This window comes from Amycolatopsis sp. MJM2582 (genome assembly GCF_000754115.1).
GTDB lineage: Bacteria > Actinomycetota > Actinomycetes > Mycobacteriales > Pseudonocardiaceae > Amycolatopsis > Amycolatopsis japonica.
Genome location: NZ_JPLW01000001.1, coordinates 1,036,082 through 1,054,608, shown reverse-complemented (window position 1 = coordinate 1,054,608; position 18,527 = coordinate 1,036,082). Strand labels below are relative to the sequence as shown.

At 69.7% G+C, this 18,527-nt stretch carries 17 protein-coding genes; 11 read left to right on the top strand and 6 right to left on the bottom strand.

The window, feature by feature from the left end; all coding sequences use genetic code 11:
* A complete protein-coding gene (locus tag ED92_RS05240) occupies positions 1–981 on the bottom strand; it encodes a septum formation family protein (RefSeq protein ID WP_037333555.1) in 981 nt (326 codons plus the stop codon).
* A 193-nt stretch (positions 982–1,174) separates the two neighbouring features.
* Here ED92_RS05240 and ED92_RS05235 point away from each other — a divergent pair, with 193 nt between their 5' ends.
* The 4 genes from ED92_RS05235 to ED92_RS05220 are packed head-to-tail and all read left to right on the top strand — an operon-like array spanning position 1,175 to position 4,353.
* On the top strand, positions 1,175–1,723 hold the full coding sequence (locus ED92_RS05235; protein WP_037333551.1) for a hypothetical protein: 549 nt from the start codon (positions 1,175–1,177) through the stop codon (positions 1,721–1,723).
* Positions 1,724–2,890 (top strand): glutathionylspermidine synthase family protein, encoded by a 1,167-nt coding sequence (locus ED92_RS05230; RefSeq protein WP_037333548.1) that lies wholly within the window; start codon positions 1,724–1,726, stop codon positions 2,888–2,890.
* Between the two features lie 49 nt (positions 2,891–2,939).
* Complete coding sequence (locus ED92_RS05225; RefSeq protein ID WP_016330638.1) at positions 2,940–3,392, top strand: DUF350 domain-containing protein; 453 nt, start codon at positions 2,940–2,942, stop codon at positions 3,390–3,392.
* Between the two features lie 55 nt (positions 3,393–3,447).
* On the top strand, positions 3,448–4,353 hold the full coding sequence (locus tag ED92_RS05220; RefSeq protein WP_152610830.1) for a haloalkane dehalogenase: 906 nt from the start codon (positions 3,448–3,450) through the stop codon (positions 4,351–4,353).
* Between the two features lie 60 nt (positions 4,354–4,413).
* On the opposite strand, the gene ED92_RS05215 is transcribed toward ED92_RS05220, so the two are convergent.
* Entirely contained in the window at positions 4,414–5,697 is a 1,284-nt protein-coding gene (locus ED92_RS05215; protein ID WP_037333541.1) for an aspartate aminotransferase family protein, read from the bottom strand.
* Positions 5,698–5,830: 133 nt separating this feature from the next.
* Here ED92_RS05215 and serS point away from each other — a divergent pair, with 133 nt between their 5' ends.
* From serS to ED92_RS05200, 3 genes are read left to right on the top strand one after another with little or no spacing between them, the layout of a single operon-like run.
* Positions 5,831–7,099, top strand: coding sequence for a serine--tRNA ligase (serS, locus tag ED92_RS05210; protein ID WP_073846028.1), 1,269 nt, complete (start codon positions 5,831–5,833; stop codon positions 7,097–7,099).
* 25 nt (positions 7,100–7,124) lie between these two features.
* Complete coding sequence (locus tag ED92_RS05205; protein ID WP_037333535.1) at positions 7,125–8,135, top strand: DUF3558 family protein; 1,011 nt, start codon at positions 7,125–7,127, stop codon at positions 8,133–8,135.
* A gap of 47 nt (positions 8,136–8,182) precedes the next feature.
* Entirely contained in the window at positions 8,183–9,187 is a 1,005-nt protein-coding gene (locus ED92_RS05200; protein ID WP_037333533.1) for a DUF3558 family protein, read from the top strand.
* Here the strand turns inward: ED92_RS05200 and lhgO are convergent.
* A complete protein-coding gene (lhgO, locus tag ED92_RS05195) occupies positions 9,184–10,380 on the bottom strand; it encodes an L-2-hydroxyglutarate oxidase (RefSeq protein ID WP_037333530.1) in 1,197 nt (398 codons plus the stop codon). The two genes, ED92_RS05200 and lhgO, sit on opposite strands and share 4 nt — an antisense overlap.
* Positions 10,381–10,460: 80 nt before the next feature.
* Between lhgO and ED92_RS05190 the strand changes: the two genes are divergently transcribed.
* Both ED92_RS05190 and ED92_RS05185 read left to right on the top strand, forming a co-directional pair.
* Positions 10,461–11,057: a TetR/AcrR family transcriptional regulator gene (locus ED92_RS05190; RefSeq protein WP_037333527.1), complete on the top strand. Its 597-nt coding sequence runs from the start codon at positions 10,461–10,463 to the stop codon at positions 11,055–11,057.
* On the top strand, positions 11,054–11,542 hold the full coding sequence (locus ED92_RS05185) for a nuclear transport factor 2 family protein (RefSeq protein WP_037333523.1): 489 nt from the start codon (positions 11,054–11,056) through the stop codon (positions 11,540–11,542). The genes ED92_RS05190 and ED92_RS05185 overlap by 4 nt, the downstream gene beginning before the upstream one ends.
* A gap of 240 nt (positions 11,543–11,782) precedes the next feature.
* On the opposite strand, the gene ED92_RS05180 is transcribed toward ED92_RS05185, so the two are convergent.
* Positions 11,783–13,315 carry an MFS transporter gene (locus tag ED92_RS05180; protein ID WP_037333521.1) on the bottom strand — a complete coding sequence of 511 codons (1,533 nt, stop codon included), beginning with the start codon at positions 13,313–13,315 and terminating at the stop codon, positions 11,783–11,785.
* The gene (locus ED92_RS05175) at positions 13,312–14,403 is read right to left on the bottom strand and encodes a C45 family autoproteolytic acyltransferase/hydolase (protein ID WP_037333518.1); all 1,092 of its coding nucleotides are present in this window, start codon (positions 14,401–14,403) and stop codon (positions 13,312–13,314) included. The genes ED92_RS05180 and ED92_RS05175 overlap by 4 nt, the downstream gene beginning before the upstream one ends.
* A gap of 120 nt (positions 14,404–14,523) precedes the next feature.
* On the opposite strand from ED92_RS05175, the gene ED92_RS05170 reads away from it, so the two are divergent.
* The gene (locus ED92_RS05170) at positions 14,524–14,742 is read left to right on the top strand and encodes a hypothetical protein (protein ID WP_037333513.1); all 219 of its coding nucleotides are present in this window, start codon (positions 14,524–14,526) and stop codon (positions 14,740–14,742) included.
* A complete protein-coding gene (locus ED92_RS05165) occupies positions 14,739–15,425 on the top strand; it encodes a hypothetical protein (protein ID WP_037333510.1) in 687 nt (228 codons plus the stop codon). Before ED92_RS05170 ends, ED92_RS05165 begins: the two co-directional genes overlap by 4 nt.
* On the opposite strand, the gene ED92_RS05160 is transcribed toward ED92_RS05165, so the two are convergent.
* Entirely contained in the window at positions 15,404–18,526 is a 3,123-nt protein-coding gene (locus ED92_RS05160; RefSeq protein WP_037333506.1) for a BTAD domain-containing putative transcriptional regulator, read from the bottom strand. The two genes, ED92_RS05165 and ED92_RS05160, sit on opposite strands and share 22 nt — an antisense overlap.
* Between the last annotated feature and the right edge of the window lies 1 nt (position 18,527).

Genomic DNA, 18,527 nt, shown 5'->3' with positions numbered 1-18,527 from the left:
TCACCCTCCGGTCTTCGGGGGCGAGGAGGACGACGGCGGCGGGGCCTCGCCGTTGCCGACCTTGACGCTCCCGGTGACCGGCGCCAGCCCCTTGTTGTCCGGAAGGACCGCGGCGACCTTGCAGTTCACCAGCGTGGACCCGGCGTCCCAGCTCTCCTGCTCGCGGACGTCCCAGCTGAGGATGAGCTTCTTCGCCGCCAGATCCGCGTTGCCGGTGTACTCCTGCGAAGCCGTCGAGCATTCGGTGTCGAGCCAGGTGTTCTGCTGCTCCTGTGAGGGGTAGCCGTCCTTGAACTTCGTCTTGAGGTCGAGCGTCGCGATGATCTCGTACGAATGCGTCTGCGCGCAGTCGATCGGGTCGCCGAAGCTGTTGTTGAGCAGCGCGAGACAGGTGCCCGGCTCCCACACCGCCGACTGGTCCTGCTCCTTGGCGGGCCCCTTGGTCGGCTGCAGCTTGCCGCCTTGCCCCGCCCATTGCAGACCGCACCGCAGCTGCCGGTCGCCGTCGGCCCACTGCGCGGGCGTCGGCCGGAGCAGGTTCATGCTCAGCTTGCCGTAGGGATCGAGGTTGCGGCCGAGGTACGGCTTGACGTCGATCGTGCAACGCGAGCGGGAGATCTCCTGCCACTGCTCCAGGTTCGGGCTCGGCACCCCCGGCGGGTACTGCGCGCCGATGTCGACGATGCTGGTGACCTCGAACAGATGGGACTCCGCGCACGGCACGCGCCGCGCGTCGGTGGCGTCCGGGTTGTTCCAGGTCAGGCAGGTGCCAGGGGGAGATTGGAACGCCTCGGCCGCGGCGGGCGACAGTTTGGGGGCGCCGCCGCCCGCACCGCCCTCCGGGCCCACGTTCCACGAAAACGCCACACTCAGCGAAAGCGCGATGATCGCGCCCGCGAACACACCGGCCATGACGAGCCGGGTGCGCAGGGTGCTCAGCGCGTTTCGCGGATCACGGAACCGCTCGGCCTGTTGAGACATCCACTCCATGATGCCCGCGCCGCACGTAAGGTGCGCGTACCGGGTGGTTAGTGTTGGACACGAGTTCGGGCCGGCGGGCGATTACGGAGCTTCGATGACGCAGGATGACAACCAGGGGCCACAGGTGCCACCGTCCGAGGGACGCTTTCCCCCCGAGGGCGCATCGGCACAGCAGCCGCCCAGGCGCGGCACCATGCGCTTCCAGGACAGCAGCACGCAGGCGCGGCAGCCGTCGCTGGCCGAGCAGCGGGCACGCCAGCAGGCGCTGGCGGAACAGCAGCGCCAGGAGGCACTCGCGGCGGAGGCCGCTCACGCCGCCGAGAAGAAGTCTTCGACCAAGAAGAAGCTCCTGATCGGCACGGGCGTGACCGTCGGCCTGGTCGGGCTGGTCGCGACGTTCTATTCGGTCGCGAAGCCGCGGGAGGTCACGGCCGTCTGCGCGGCCAAGGACACCGAGATCATCAGCGACGACCAGAACTGCGACGAGCGGTACGTGACGTCGCACGGCGGCTACCACTCCGGTGGCTTCTTCTTCATCCCGATCGGCGGCGGGCGGTACGACAGCTACCGCTACAACTACGGCGGCACCGGGACCATCGGCCAGCGTGTGTCGGGTGGTTCGTACACCGCACCGTCGAACGCGAACGTCCGGACGAAGTCGGGCTCGACCGTCCAGCGCGGCGGGTTCGGCATCAGCGGCAAGAGCGGCTCCGGCGGCAGCGGCAAGAGCGGGGGCTCGTAGGTGTACCGGGATTCCAAGCCGCCCCGGCGGGACTGGCAGAACATCGTCGAAGAGCAGGGGCTGGTCTTCGGCACGCCCGCGCGCGACGGCTCCGGCAAGTCCCGGCCGTACTGGGACGAGTCGGTCCACTACGTCTTCGACATGGACGAGATCCTGTCGGTCGAGGCGGACGTCGAACTGCTGCACTCGATGTGCCTCGAAGCGGTCGACAACGTGATCACCACCGAGCAGTACCACCGCTTCGGCATCCCGGAGTGGGTCTGGCCGCATATCGCGGAGTCGTGGAAGCGGCAGGATCCGCACGTCTACGGCCGGTTCGACCTGCGCTACGACGGCAAGAGCCCGGCGAAGCTGCTCGAGTACAACGCCGACACCCCGACCTCGCTGCTCGAAGCCGCGGTGCTGCAGTGGCATTGGAAGACCGCGGTCTTCCCCGAGGACGACCAGTGGAACTCCATCCACGAGAAGCTCGTCGAGCGCTGGGGCGAACTCGCCGACAAGCTGCCCTCGAACGAACTGCACTTCACCTGGTCTTCGGCCGATCCGTCCGGTGAGGACCACGTCACGACGGCGTACCTGCAGGAGACCGCGGCCGAGGCCGGGCTCGACACCGTCGGCCTGTCGATCGAGGAGATCGGCTGGGACCCGGTGCTCAAGCGGTTCGTCGACCTCGAAGAGGCGCAGATGGCGACCGTGGTGAAGCTCTACCCGTGGGAATGGGTGGTCGACGAGGAGTTCGGCCGCTTCGCCGTGGAGACCATGCCGCGCACGCTGTGGGTCGAGCCGCTGTGGAAGATGATCCTCTCCAACAAGACGCTGCTCGCGATCCTGTGGGAGAACTACCCGGGGCATCCGAACCTGCTGCCCGCCTTCGCCGACGACCCCGGTCTGCTGACCGAGTACGTCCGCAAGCCGAAACTCGGCCGCGAGGGCGCGAACGTGCAGATCGTCGCCACCGGCTACGAGACGCAGACCGACGGGGTCTACGGCGCGGAAGGGTACGTCTACCAGGCGTTCGACCCGCTCCCGGAGTTCCAGGGTTACCGGCCCGCGCTCGGCGCGTGGATCGTCGGGGACCAGGCCGCCGGTCTCGGTATCCGCGAGACCGCGGGACTCGTCACGGACGACGGTGCGGCGTTCGTCCCGCACCGCATCGTCGAGTCGTGATAGAAGCAACCGCACAAACCTGACATTTCCTGACTTCTGGAGAACCCCTGTGACCACCACCCTTGCGCTGTCCGACACGTTCGGCTCCGACCTCGTGCGAGGGATCGGCGCGATCCTGCTGTACGGCGTCGTCGGCCTGCTGATGATGTTCGCCGGGTTCTGGGCGATCGACTGGACCACGCCCGGCAAGCTGTCCCAGCTGGTCACCCGCGGTCTGCCGAACGCGGTCATCGTCACCGCGTCGGGCCTGCTGTCGATGGCGTTCATCATCGTCGTGGCGATCGCGAACTCCGCCAGCGACCTCACCGAGGGCCTCATCACCTCGCTGGTCTACGGCCTGCTCGGGATCATCGTGCAGGTGGCCGCCGTCCGGCTGCTGGAGTGGGCGACCCGGATCGACATCCGCTCGACCATCGAAAGCGAGAAGTTCGCCCCGGCCAGCGTCGTGGTGGCCTCCGCGCACCTGGCCCTCGGCCTCATCGTGGCCGTTGCCATTTCGTGATTTCCTGACGTACTGAAAACGGCATAGGCGCACGATTCCCACTAACGTGGGAGTCGTGCGCCTTTTAAGGACACCGGACGACCGGTTCTCGGACCTGCCCGATTTCGACTTCGAACCGCGCTACGCGGAGCTCGTCGACCTTCACGGCGGCGTGATCAGAGTGGGATACGTGGAGGCCGGACCCGAGGACGGACCGCCCGTTCTCCTGCTTCACGGCGAGCCGACCTGGTCCTACCTCTATCGCAAGGTCATCCCGGTGCTCGCCGACGCCGGGCTGCGCGCCATCGCGCCCGACCTGGTCGGCTTCGGCCGCTCCGACAAACCCGGCGACATGGTCGACCACACCTACCAGCGGCACGTCGAGTGGATGCGCGCGTTCGCCGTCGACGTCCTCGACCTGACCGACGTCACCCTGGTCGGCCAGGACTGGGGCGGCCTGATCGGCCTGCGGCTGGTCGCCGAGAACCCCGACCGCTTCGCCAGGATCGTCGCGGCCAACACCGGCCTCCCCACCGGCGACACCGACATGCCCGAGCTCTGGCACAAGTTCCGCGACGCCATGGAGAACGCCCAGGTCATCGACATCGGGCGGTTCGTCCAGTCCGGTTGTCAGACCAAGCTGTCCGACGAGGTCCGCGCCGCCTACGACGCGCCCTTCCCGAACGAGATGTACAAGGCCGCGCCGCGCGCGATGCCGTCCCTGGTGCCGATCACCCCGGACGATCCGGCGTCGGCCGCCAACCGGGCCGCGCTGAAGGTGCTGTCCGAACTGGACAAGCCGTTCCTGGTCTCGTTCTCCGACGGGGACCCGATCACCGCGCCGTGGGGCCTCGAACTGCGGGGCTCGATGCGCGGCGCCCGCGAACTGGAGCATCCGACGATCACCGGCGCGGGTCACTTCCTGCAGGAGGACGCCGGCGGGCGGCTGGGCGAGGTCATCGCCCGTTTCGCCCGCTCCTGAACGCTAGGAAAGGACCGTTCCTTGCAAAATTTGCAAGGAACGGTCCTTTCCTAGCGTTCGTCAGGACACCGCGGCCAGCGCGTCCACGATGATCCCGAGGCCCTCCGCGGCCTCTTCGGCGGTCAGCGTCATCGGCGGCGCGATCCGCAGCACGTTGCCGTGCAGCCCGCCCTTGCCGATCAGCAGCCCGCGCGCCTTGGTCTCCTCCATCATCCGCGCCGCGGCGCCCGGGTTCGGGGTCATGCCGCCCGGCTCGACCAGCTCGACACCGATCATCAGGCCCTTGCCGCGCACGTCCCCGATCAGCGGGTTCCCCGCCGCGCGCAGGCCGTCGAGCAGTTCGTTGCCGCGGGCCAGCGCGTTGGCCTGCAGGTCGTGGTCGGCGATGTGGTCGAGCACCGCGGCCGCGCCCGCCATCGCGACCGGGTTGCCGCCGAAGGTCGAGATCGAGTTCGCGGTCAGGCAGTCGACGAGGTCGCCGCGCGCCACGAGACCACCGATGGCGAGGCCGTTGCCGAGCCCCTTCGCGAAGGTCATCGCGTCGGGGACGACGTCGTGCGCCTGGATCCCCCAGTAGTGTTCCCCGGTCCGTCCCCAGCCGGTCTGGACCTCGTCGGAGATGAACAGGATCCCGTACTGGTCGAGGACCTCCTTCATCGCCTTGAACAGGCCGTCCGGCGGTGAGCTGAAGCCGCCGACGCCCTGGATCGGCTCGGCGATCATGCAGGCGACGTCGCCCGAAGTGCCCGTCTCCAGGACGTCCACCAGGTCCGCGACGCACGCGTCGATGTACTCGGTGTCCGAAAGCTCGCGGAACGGGCTGCGGTACCGGTAGCCGCCGTGCACGTAGCTCACCTTCACCGGGCTGAGCGACGACGCCGACCAGCCGCGGTTGCCCGTGATGCCGACCGTCGCGAACGACCGTCCGTGGTACGAGTTCCGCATCGCCAGCACCTGGTTGCTGCGCCGGTACTGGGTGGCGAGCATGAGCGCGGTGTCGTTGGCCTCGGTCCCGGAGTTGGTGAAGAACACCTTCGCGTCGGGGATGCCGGAGAGCTTCGCGATGCGCTCGGCCAGCTCGACCTGCGAGCGGATCAGGTACAGCGTCGACGTGTGCAAGATCCCGGTGTCGAGCTGCTTGCGCACGGCGTCGCTGATCGCCGAGACGTCGTAGCCCATCGAGTTCGTCAGGATGCCCGCGAAGAAGTCCAGGTAGGTGCACCCGGTCGAGTCGATGACCCGGCGGTCCTGCGCGTGCACGATCTCGATCGGCTCGTCGTAGTAGAGCGCCAGCCACGACGGCAGCACCGCCTTGTGCCGCGCCAGCAGGTCCGCATCGGTCATCGGGTTTCTCCGTCCGCAGCAGGGAGATCCCAGTATGGGGAGCGGCCGAAACGGGCGGCAACGATCAGACTGTCGGGTCATCCGCGCGGACCCGCACATTTTGTGCGGCCGCCACGGACTACCCTCTGCATTCGTGATTGACCCCAGGACTCTGCGCGATGAACCGGACGTCGTGCGCGCTTCGCAGCGCGCTCGTGGCGAGGACGAAGGAGTGGTCGACAAGCTGCTCTCCCTCGACTCCCGCCGCCGGTCCTCCATCGCCGCCGCCGACAAGCTGCGCGCCGAGCAGAAGTCGCTGGGCAAGCTCATCCCGAAGGCGCAGGGCGACGAGCGGGCCGAGCTCCTCGCCAAGGCGAAGGAGCTCGCCGCCCAGGTCAAGACGGCCGAGGTCGAGCAGACCGAGGCGTCGGAGGAGTTCGAGCAGCTGCACCGCCTGGTGCCGAACCTCGTCCACCCCGACGCTCCCGAAGGCGGCGAGGACGACTACGTCGTGCTCAAGCACGTCGGCGAGCCGAAGAAGTTCGACTTCGAGCCGAAGGACCACCTCGAACTCTGCGAGGGCCTCGGCGCGCTCGACATGGAGCGCGGCGCGAAGGTGTCGGGCTCGCGGTTCTACTTCCTCACCGGCGTCGGCGCCCAGCTCCAGCTCGGCCTGCTGAACATGGCGATCGCGCAGGCGACCGCGAACGGCTTCACCCCGATGATCACGCCGACCCTCGTGCGGCCGGAGATCATGGCGGGCACCGGATTCCTCGGCGCGCACTCGTCGGAGGTCTACCGGCTGCGCGACGACGACCTGTACCTCGTCGGCACCTCCGAGGTCCCGCTCGCCGGCTACCACGCCGACGAGATCCTCGACCTCGGCAAGGGCGCGAAGCGGTACGCGGGCTGGTCTTCCTGCTACCGCCGCGAGGCCGGTTCGTACGGCAAGGACACCCGCGGCATCATCCGCGTGCACCAGTTCGACAAGGTCGAGATGTTCGTCTACACGCGTCCCGAGGACGCCGAGGCCGAGCACGCGCGCCTGCTGGACTGGGAAGAGCAGATGCTCGCCAAGATCGAGGTCCCGTACCGGGTGATCGACACCGCCACCGGCGACCTCGGCACGTCGGCGTACCGGAAGTTCGACTGCGAGGCGTGGGTGCCGTCGCAGGAGACCTACCGCGAGCTGACCTCGACGTCGAACTGCACGACGTTCCAGGCCCGCCGCCTCGGCATCCGCTACCGCGACGACGACGGCCGCCCGCAGACCGTCGCCACGCTGAACGGCACGCTCGCCACCACCAGGTGGATCGTCGCGATCCTGGAGAACCACCAGCTCGAAGACGGTTCGGTCCGGGTGCCGGAGGCGCTTCGTCCCTTCCTCGGCGGAACCGAGGTGCTCACGCCGACATCGAAGTAGGGTCCGCACCGAGGAGGGACCCCCGATGAACCGCCGTCGCAAGCCGATCACCGCGTTGTTCGCGGCGGTCCTCCTGCTCGGCGGATGTTCCGAGACGATCTCGGGTACGGCGTCGCCGGTGCCCGGCCAGGGGCCGGTGCTCACCAAGGCGGCGCCGTGCTCGTTGCTCACCCCCGAACACGCCGACGCCCTGGCGCTCAAGCAGCCGGGTGTCGAGACGAAGGGCAACCAGGCACAGAAGCTCCCGCCGATGTGCCTGCTGTCCGAACGCGACGATTCGCCGCGCGGGGTGTCCCTTTCGATCACGCAGAGCGTCGACATCCCGCTGAACGACTTCTACGCCGGTGCCCAGCCGGGGGAGAAGTACGGCATCGGCGGCTTCACCTGGACGCGGTACGCGTCGCCGCTCGGCCCGACGGCCTGCTCCCTGAGCACCGAACTCGGGCCGTCCTCGTTCGTCGAGCTCGGCAGCGAGACCCAGACGGGCGCGCCCGAGTCGACGGCCTGCGATCTCGCGCTCGCCGCCGCCCCCGCGATCGCCTCGAGGCTGCCCGGCGGCGTGCCGGACCCGAAGATCGTCGCGCCGCCGGGACAGAAGAAACCCGAGCCTTCCGGCCCGTTGCTGCAGGCCGACCCGTGCACGCTGCTGAAGCCCGACGAAGCCGCGAAGCTGGCCATCGCCCAGGGCACCCCGGTCGATCCGGCAAACCTGGCCAATCCCGAGGACAAGGGCTGCGAGTGGAAGGACTCCGACGGCGACAAGGGGCAGCGTCCGCTGAACGTGACGTTCTTCCCGTCGACGGCCGTCGCCGACGTCGCCGGACTCCAAGGCACCCCCGAAGAGACCGACCTCGCGGGTCGCAAGTGGACGGTCCGGTCCGACGCCGCCACGAAGTACTGCACGGCCGCGCTGCCGATCACCGCGACGTCCACCGTGAAGGTGTCCAGCGGCCACTGGGACGACGAGACGAAAGCCTGTGACCTGCTGCGGGCCGCGCTGCCGACGGTGAGCGCCGCGCTGCCCGCCGGTTCGTGAACGGCGGCCGCGCACAAGTAGTGTGCGAGCCGATGAGGAGGGGACGCATGCGGTTTCGGAACTCGCTCGCGATCGGGCTGGCGGTGCTGACGCTCGGCGGCTGCACGTCGACGATCGCCGGTACGGCCTCGCCGGTGCCCGGACAGGGACCCGTGATCACGAAGGCCGAGCCGTGCAAACTGCTCTCGGAGGAACACGCGAACGCGCTGGGAGTCACCTATCCCGGAGCGGAGCGCCCCGCCAAACCCGAACAGAAGGTGCCCGCGGTCTGCCGGTTCCGCGAGCTGGAGGGCGTGCGCAAGGCGTCGAGCCTCGAGGTCGCGTTGAGCAAGGACCTGTCCGTGAACGAGTACATGAACGGCGCCCAGCCCGGCGAGAAGTTCGGCATCGGCGGCTTCACCTGGACGCGGTACGCCACCATCCTCGGGCCGACCTACTGCTCGCTGAGCACGGAGCTCACGCCGGACTCGTTCGTGGAGATCTCCAGCGAGAGCCCCGACCGCACCGAGGGCAACGCGTGCGACCTCGCCAAGGCGGCGGCCCCGGCCGTGGCGTCGAAGCTGCCGGGCGGGGAGCAGAACCCGCAGATCACCGCCCCGCCGGGGCAGAAGCCCGCCGAGCCGGGCGGTCCGCTCGTGAGCACCGACCCGTGCGCCATGCTCAAGCCCGAGCAGACCGCCCAGCTGCGGCTCGCCCCCACCGGCGAACCGATGAAGTCCACCTCGGATCCGAACCAGGTCGGCTGTGAATGGGCCGATACCGACGGCGAAAAGGGCGAAAAGGCGCTCGACCTCTGGTTCTACCCGGCGACGGCGATGGACGAGACTCCGACGCTGATCTCGCAGGGCGAACCGCAGGACTTCGAGTCGGGCGGTCGCAAGTGGAAGATCTACACCGAGTCGGGCAGCAAACTGTGCGCGGCGGGTATCGCGATCACCGCGACGTCGACGGTGGCGATCATCGCGGGCAACCTCGACGACCCCGCGAAGGCGTGCGAAGTGATCAAGGCCGCGGTTCCGCTGCTGAACACGAACCTGCCGCCGTCGTCCTAGGACACGGCCTGGCCGGTCACCTCGTCGGCGATGTGCTTCGCGATCTCCAGCGCGCTGGTCGCCGCCGGTGAGGGCGCGTTGAGGACGTGCACCTGGTTCCGCGCGGTCTCGATCAGGAAGTCGTCGACGAGGGCGCCGTCCGGGCGCAGCGCCTGTGCCCGGACCCCGGAGCCGTGCCGCACGATGTCGTCCTCGGTGACGGCGGGCACGAGCCGCGCGAGGCTTTCGGCGAAGCGGCGGCGGGAGAACGACCGGCGGACCTCGTCGAGCCCGGTCGGGTACGCGTACTTGCGCGCGAGCCGCCAGACGCCGGGGAAACGGGCGACCTCGGCGAGGTCCCTCGCGGAGACATCGCGCCAGGTGTAGCCCTCGCGCCGCAGCGCGAGCACGGCGTTGGGGCCGGCGTGCACGCTGCCGTCGAGCATGCGGGTCAGATGCACGCCGAGGAACGGCAGCGACGCGTCGGGAACCGGGTAGATCAGGCCCCGCACCAGGTGGCGGCGTTCGGGTTTCAGTTCGTAGTACTCGCCGCGGAACGGCACGATCCGCGCGCTCGGGGTGAGCCCGGCGAGCCGGGCGACCCGGTCCGCGTGCAGGCCCGCGCAGTTGACGAGGGCGTCCGCGTGGATCACGTCGTCGCCGGTCGCCACCTCGACACCGCCGGTGCGGCCAGGCCGGATCCCCAGCGCGGGCGTGCCGAGCCGCAGGTCGGCGTCGGACTCGTCGAGCAACCGGACCAGCGCGGCGCAGACGGCGGGGAAATCGATGATGCCGGTGGACTCCACGCGCAACGCGGCGACGCACGAGACCTCGGGCTCGTACTCGCGGGCCTCGCTCGGGGTGATCAGTTTGGCCGGGACCCCGTTGGCCTCCGCGCGTTCGGCGAGCACCTTGAGCGCCGGAAGCTCGGCTTCGGACGTGGCGACGACGAGTTTGCCGCATACCTCGACCGGCACCCCGTACTGCCGCGCGAAGTCCACAATGGACCGATTGCCCGCGGTGGACATCCTGGCCTTGAAGGAACCCGGCTTGTAGTAGAGCCCGGCGTGCACGACGTTCGAGTTGTGCCCGGTCTGGTGGGCCGCCCAGTGCTCCTCCTTCTCGAGCACCGTGACGTCCAGACCCCGTTTGGTCAGTTCCCAGGCTGTGGCGAGACCGACGATCCCGCCCCCGATGACTACGACTGTGCGCACGATCGACCAGGTTACCCGGAGCGCTACCTGACAGCTGTCAGGTTAGGTGGTAGCGTACCTGACCGATGTCAGGTAAGCGGTTGAGCAGGGAAGAACGCCGGGAGTGCATCCTGGCCGCGGCGGCGCGGGTGTTCGCCGCGTCCGGGTACGACGCGGCGGGGATGCGCGAGGTCGCGACCGCGGCGGGGATCAGCACCCCCGTGCTCTACGACCATTTCCCGTCCAAGGCGGCGCTGTACGCCGGTCTGCTGGAGTCCGAAGTGGACAGTCTGCTGGCCGGCTGGGCGGAGCTGCCGCCGTCGGACACCGCCGAGGGCCTGCTGCGCGCCAGGGTGGCGGCGATCTTCGCCTGGATGGAGACGAACGAACGCGGCTGGCGGATGATCTTCGCCGAGACGCCGTCCGACGAAGGCGTCGCCGAGGTGCACCGGCGCGGCCAGGCCAGGTCGACCGCACAGCTGACCGAGGTGTTCGCCCAGATCCCCGGCCTGGCGCTGACCGCGGACCTGCCGCGCGACCGCGCGAACGAAGCGCTCGCCGAAGCGGCGAAGAGCGCGCTGAACGCCATCGCCACCTGGTGGTGGGACAACCGCGACATCCCGCGGGAGCAAGTCGTCGCGCTCACGACGGATCTGTTGTGGCGCGGGCTGGGGAACCTGATCCAGGAGGACCGATGAGCATCGAAACCACCGAGCGGTACCGCCGCGCCCTCGAGACCCGGGACGTGGACCTGGCGCTGAGCGCCTTCGCGCCGGACGTCGTGGTGCACTCACCGCTGACGAGCCGGGTCCGGTTCACCGGGCACGCGGAACTCAGGCCGCTGCTGGAGGTCGCGTACACGCATCTGCGCGACGTCCGGTTCCACACCGACACCGGGGACGGCGAGACGCGGGTCGTCGTCTACACCGCGCGCATCGGCGGCGAGGAGATCGAAGAGGCGGCGGTGCTGAAGATCGGCGAAGACGGGCTGATCACCGAAGTGACGCTGTTCGTCCGGCCGCTGCCCGGGCTCGTCGCGCTGATGGACGCCTTCGGCCCGGACATCGCGCGCCGCAACGGCCGCACCTTCGCGGCCCGGCTGCTCGCGGTGGCCGCGAAACCCCTGCTGGCGATGGTGCGGTCGGGCGACCGGCGCGCCGTCCCGCTCGCCGGGCCTCGCTGACGGACGCTTTTCGCGTGATCAGATGGACGACACGCGTGATCAGGCGGACGACACGCTCGTCGTCCGCCCAATCACGCGTGTCGTCCATACCGTCACGTATGTCGTCCGTCCGGTCACGCGTGTCGTCCATCTGGTCCCGAGAAGAGTCCCTATGGACGATCAGTGCGTGAGGCCGCTGACGGATGTCATGAACGGCCCTTTCCTGACGAAAAACGTCAGGAAAGGGCCGTTCATGACACTTCACGCGGCCACGGCGACCGGAGCAGACTCCTCTTCGGGGTCTTCGAGGACCTTCGGCACCCCGCGCAACGTGAACAGGACGCTCACCGCCAGCACCGCCATCAACCCCGCCGAGCACAGCATCGTCACCTGCAACCCGTCGACGAACGCCAGTTTCGCGTTGGCCAGGACCAAAGCTCCCTGTTCCGGCGGCAGCTTGGCCGCGAACTGGACGGCACCGCCGAGGGTGTCCGAAATCGCCTCCGGCGGCACACCCGGCGGGATGACGAGTTCACTCCGGTACAGCGCGCCGAGCGCACTGCCGAGTACGGCGATCCCCAGCGCCCCACCGAGTTCGGTCGCCGTTTCGGAGATCGCCGACGCCGCGCCCGCCCTGGCCTTCGGCACGACGCCGAGCACCGTGTCCGTCGCGACGGTGAGGATCAGCGCCAGCCCCACGCCGAAGACGATCATCGCCGCCAGCAGATCCGTGTACACGATCGTCACGTCGATGCCCGAGTACAACGCGAACCCGATTGCCGACAGCGCGCAACCCAGCCCGATGGTGATCGCGCGCCCGAAGAGTTTGATCCCCAAGGGCGCGAGCACTCCGCCGACGATCGCGCCGCCCATCCCGGGCAGCCCGGCGAGCCCGGACTTCAGTGGCGACCAGCCCGCCACCAGCTGCAGGTACTGCGCGAACATCAGCGAGACCGCGAGCTGCGCGAACATCGCCAGGATCGTGGTGCCGACGGTCGCCGAGAACGCCCGCCGCGCGAACAACTTCAGATCCATCAGCGGTTCGGCCAGCCGCGGCTGCCGCAGGACGAACGCCAGCAGGCAGCCCAGCCCGAGCACCGCGGCGATAGCGACGTCCCAGTGCCCCCAGCCCTTGTACGCGACTTCCTTGATCGTGTAGACGATCCCGACCATGCCGGCGATCGACAGCAGCACACTGACGACGTCGATCCGGCCCGGGGCTGGGTTCTTCGATTCGGGCAGGATCAGCGCGCCCGCGATCACCATGACCACCACCACGGGCACGTTGACCAGGAACACCGAACCCCACCAGAAATGGTCGAGCAGGAACCCGCCGACGAGCGGCCCCATGCCGAAACCGAGGATCGTCAGCCCGCTCGACACCCCGATCACGGCCGCGCGTTCCTTGCCGGTGAACACGTTCCGCACGATCGAGAGGGTCGACGGCATCAGCGTCGCGGCGGCGACCCCGAGCAGCGCGCGGGCGGCGATCAGGAGTTCCGCCGTCGGTGCGTACGCCGTGATCACCGAAGCGACCCCGAACAGCGACGCCCCGATCAGCAGCAGCTTCTTCCGGCCGACGCGGTCGCCGATGTTCCCCATCGTGATCAGCAGCCCGGCGAGCGCGAAACCGTACGCGTCGGCGATCCACAGCAGTTCCGTCGTCGACGGGTGCATCTGCTCCGAAAGCGACGGCAGCACCAGATGCAGCACGGTCAGATCGATCGCGATCAGCAGCTGCGCCAGCACGCAGACCGCGACGGTGCCGATCTTGCGGCCCTTTCCGATGGTCACCGCGACACTCCGAAGGTGAGTTCCGGCGAGTGCCGCGCGGTGCCGTTCTCGCCGTCACCCAGGTAGAACCGCGTGCTGAGGGTGCGGGCCGCCGGGTCGAGGACGCTGCGCCACAACGTCCGCCACGGCGCGCCGGGCTCGACCGCGAACGACACCGCGTCGAGTGCGGCGCGCGGCCCGGAGCCGGCTTCCTTGGTGACGGTGCGCAGCCGCTCGTAGGTGCGCATGGTCTCCGGTGTGTCCTCCGGCAGCGAGTCGACGTCCGGGTGCAGGTGCAGCAGGTGGTTCGTGACGCACAGCGGACCGTCGGCCACCTCGACGAAGTACTCGACATCGTGCGCTCCGCGTTCGTACACGAAGCCGCGGCCGGAGGCGTCGGCGACGATGTAGTGACAGGGCGCGCCATGCGCGTACTGCTTGGCGAGCATCAGCGCTTCTTTCGCCTCGTCTACGGTTTCGCAGGTGTCCAGCAGGTACCGGCACACCTGCAGCACCGAGAGACCCGCCTGCGGACCGTGTTCCAGTGGCATGGCCGTCTCGACGTCGGCCATCAGCAGCGCGACGACCAAGCCTGCCTCGTTGACCCCTTCGGTCGCACCGTCCATTGTGGACATCGTGAGCGCGGTCGAGGCGATGCCGTCGTCGGGGATCGTCGTCAGGACATAGGGCCGGGACGCCATCGGCACGGTCCCGTCGTCCACGGGTTCCTCCCCGGCCAGCACCGCACCCAGCTGGGTCCAGCTCATGGTGAAGAAGTCGTAGTTCCGGCCGAGCGCGCTCCCCGTCCACAGCGCCGAGCACCCCGACCCGGCGGGCAACGCGCTCGCGTCGTCGAAGGAGACCGCCGCGTCGGCCGGGAGCCCGTAGGCCTCGGCGAACCCGGCAAGGCGTCCGGCGTACTCGGGCCAGTTCCGCGCGAACCAGGTGCGCCGCGCCGTGGCCGCGATCGGGTCGATCGCCGACGGCGACCAGTCCGAGCGCGCCTTCACCTCGGCGCCGAGCGCCCGGCCGATCTCGGACTGGGAGCCGCGCACCGTCAGATGTCGCACGGCGAGGAAGTCTTCGGGAGATCCAGCTGCGTAAGTCATGTCCGCAGGGTCTCCGCGACCGCTGACCGTCCACGCACCGAACGCTGTCAGTGTGTCATCGGAATGTCATGTGCCCCGCGCGAGAGTGATCCCACCAGGCAACGACAAGCGAGGGAAACCATGCTCAGCAACAAGGTGTACATCATCGGCGGGGCCGTCGTCAGCGTCCTCTTCGTCGCGCTCGCGATGGCCGAATTCTCCACCGGCTACCCGGAGGACGGCCTTCAGGACCTGCTCTACGCCGTCCTGAGCGCCGGTGCCGGAGCCCTGCTGTACGTCCTCGACCGCCGTCAGCGTGAGCGTCGCGCGGCCGCCGAAACGCAGCGTGACGCCCGATGAGGAACATCGACGGCGGCTTCCTCGCCGCACCCGACCAGGCCGCGCTCCAACGCCGCGAACAGGACGTGCGCAAGGGAAAGCTCGCGCTGATGTCGACCGTCGTGGGCGGCTTCGTCGCACTGATCGCCGGGTACAACGTCTTCGCGGACTTCTCGCCGGTTTCGCTGGTGGTGACGATGCTCGGGCTCGCCGCCGCGGTCGGGGGCGGGGTACTCACCAAACACCTGACGCGCAACGTGCGGTTCCGGGTGCACAAGCCGAACGCGGGCCTGGTCGGCGCCGCGAAGCTGACCGGGCTTCTGGTGGCCTTCCTCGGGATCGCCGCCCTGCTCGGTTCGATCGAAGCGCCCGGTGCGCTGCGCGTCGTCCTGATCGCCGGCGGCGTCGGCACCATCGCCTACGTGAAGTCGCTGCACGACCAGCAGTGGGTGCTCTTCGAACTGGACGCGGTGGGCGTCCGGATCGAGCGGACCGTCGTGCCATGGCGTGACGTCGCCCGGCTCACCATCGACCCGGTCGGCCCCGGGATGACCCGGCTCGGCGCCGTCCCGACCAACGCGGCACCGCTGTACGTCGCGGTCCAGGACAGCGAACTCGACCAGCGTCACCTCGCCGATGCCATCGGCCGCTTCGCGCCGCAGGGGATCCAGCTGGCAGGCGGTCAGAGTTTCCCGGTCAATTGAGCGGCGCCGCGCACGCCGAGTCCCCGGCGGTAGGCCCGGTCGAAATCGTCGCCGAGCCGCTCCCGCACGGTCGTCCTGAGCAGGGCGGCGTCCAGATCGACGGCGAACGAGGTGCCCCGGATGGTCACCGCCGCCCCGATCAGGACCGCCGCCCGCTCCGCGTCGCCGCGCAGCAGCGCGACCCCGGCGAGGCCTTCGACGGCGCAGGCCACGGTGGTGCTGTCGTGCCAGTGGTCCGCCGACACCAGCGCCAGCCGGTGCAGCTCCTCGGCCCCGTCGACGTCGCCCTCGGCGGCCAGCACCCAGCCGAGGGAGATCTTCGCGCCGGCACGCACCCCTTCGGCCGCGAACGAACCACCGGAACACTCCGCGAGCGCGCGTTCGCTCAACGCGCGGGCCGCCGCCAGATCGCCCTCGTGCCGGGCGAGGAACGACAGCCCGACATATCCGGCCGCCCGGCTTTCGGGCATCCCGGCCCGGCGCGCGATCTCGATGGCGAGTTCGAAATCCGCCCGCGCGCCCGCCGCGTCACCGTGAAGCAGCTTGCTGCCGCCGCGACGGCACAGCAGGTCCGCGTTGTCGTCGGAGGCGCCGAGCTCCCGCATCAGCCGCAGGGCCTCGTTCATCGTTTCGAGGGCTTCGGCCTGCCGGTTCGTCCAGATCAGGACCTGTGACAGGTGGTCGAGGGCCATGGAAAGGCCCCAGCGTTCCCCGATCGAGCGGAACGCCTGTGCCCCCTCGCGCAGGAATTCCTCCGCCGTTTCGAGATCGCCCTGCATCAGCGCGCGGAGGCCGTAGCCGGTCGGCGAGAGGGCGAGACTCCAGTCGTCGCTGTTCGCCAGCAGCACCCGGCTGCGTTCGAGCAGCGCGTCGTCGTCACCGGGCGGGCCGGTCACGACACCCATCAACAGCAGCAGCGCCGGGTTCCGGGGTGCCTTGACGAGGCTCAACATGAGGCCTTCCACCAGCGGCAGGTGCCGGTCGAGCGCCTCATGGCCCCGCAATCCCGCGGCGGCGGTGAGCACGCAGAGCTGGTGCTCCTCTTCGAGGCCGTCCGGCGCCCGCTCGCCGAGGCGTTTGACCACTTCCAAGCAGAGCGTCGAGCCCTCGAACCGGCGCCCGCGCATCCACCAGTACGTCACCAGCGAAGCCGAAAGCCGCAGCGCGACGCGCACGTCGGATTCCGCGGCCCAGCGCAACGCGGCGAGGAGATCGTCGTAGGCGGCGTCGAGGCGGTCGAGCCAGCGCAGCTGGTCGCCGGTGCGCAGCATCGGATCCGATTCCTCGGCGAGGGCGAGGAAATGCTCGGCGTGCGCGCGCCGCATCCGGTCGGCTTCGCCCGCTTCGGTGAGTTTCCCGGCGAAGAAGGCCCGGATCGTTTCGAGCATCCGGTACCGGTCGCCGCCGCGTTCGACGAGTGATCTGTCCACAAGGGACGGAAGCAGCTCCGCGGCGTCCGGCATGCCGCAGACAGCTTCGGCGTCGGCCAGCGTCGTCCCACCCGCGAAAACGGTCAGCCGTCTGCCCAGCAGACGCTCGTCCTCGTCGAGCAGATCCCAGCTCCACTCGACGACACCGCGCAGGGTGCGATGCCTGGTCTCGGCGGTGCGGCTGCCTCGCGACAGCAAGCCGAACCGGTCGTCCAGCCGGGCCGCGATCTCGCCTATCGGCAGCGTCCGCACACGCGCGGCGGCGAGTTCGATGGCCAGCGGCAACCCGTCGAGCGCGGCGCAGACCCGTTGGACGTCGCCCGCGGTGGTGTCGTCGACGGCGAATCCCGGATCACCCGCCCGCGCGCGGTCGGCGAACAGCCGGACGGCGGCGAACTCCAGCGACCGGGCGGGCGGCGTGCCCGGCGGCGGTACGGCGAGCCGCGGCACGGGGGAGACGATCTCGCCGGTGATACCCAGCGGTTCGCGGCTGGTGGCGAGTACCCGCAGGGCCGCGGCGGCGCCGAGCAGCCGGGCGACCAGTTTCGCGGCGGCCTCGACCAGATGCTCGCAGTTGTCGAGCACCAGCAGGACCGCCCGATCGGCCAGCGCGTCGATCAGCCGGTCCACCGGAGCGTTCTCCACCGGCGCGGTGACCGCCCCGAGCGGGACCGTCCGCAGGCCCAGGGCGGTCAGCACGGCCTGGGCGACGTCCGCGTCCTCGGTGTACGGCGCGAGCTCGACGAAGACCGCCGGAAGGTCCATCGCGGCCGCGGTCTCGATGGCCAGCCGGGTCTTGCCCGTCCCGCCGGGGCCGGTCAGCGTCACCAGGCGCGAGCGGTCCAGCTGGTCGAGCACGTGCCGGAGGTCGCCTTCGCGCCCGATGAAGCTGGTGAGTTGCGCGGGTAGCGGTGCGGTCGTGGTCTTGACGGGCGGCGTTTCACCCCGCAGCACGGCCAGATGCGCGGCGGCGAGGTCGGGGCCGGGGTCGGCGCCGAGCTCGTCGGCCAGGACCCGGCGGGCGTCCTCGAACGCGGTGAGCGCGTCGGCCTGACGGCCTGCGGCGTGCAGGGCGCGGATCAGCAGCGCACGCGGCCGTTCCCGCAACGGCTGCTCGTCGATGACCTCGCGAAGCTCGGCGAGGACGTCTTCGTGTCTCCCGAGCCTGAGTTCGGCCTCGACCCGGTCTTCGATCGCGGACGTCTTCAGCTCGTTCAGCCTCGTGACCTGCGGATCGCGGAACGGCGCGTCGGTGATGTCCGCGAACGCGGGACCGCGCCAGAGATCGAGAGAGCCACGAAGCAGCTCAGCCGCCTTCGCGGCGTCTCCCGCCGCCAGAGCGCGCCGTCCTTCGGCGGCGAGCCGCTCGAACCGGTGGACGTCGACGTCGTCGCGGTCGACGACGAGGCGGTAACCCGCCGGGCTGAACTCGACGGGCGCGAGCTCCTTCAGCGCGCCACGCAGCCGCGAGACCTGCGATTGCAGCGCGTTCGCCACTCCATCGGGTGGCTGCTCGCCGTAGAGGCCGTCGATGAGCCGTTCCGCGGGGACGACGCGGCCCGCCTCCAACGCGAGCAACGCGAACAGCGTCCGAACCCTCGGGCCGCCGACCGGGACGGTGGTGCCGTCCTCGCGGCGCACCTCCGTCGCCCCCAGAACGCCGAATCGCATG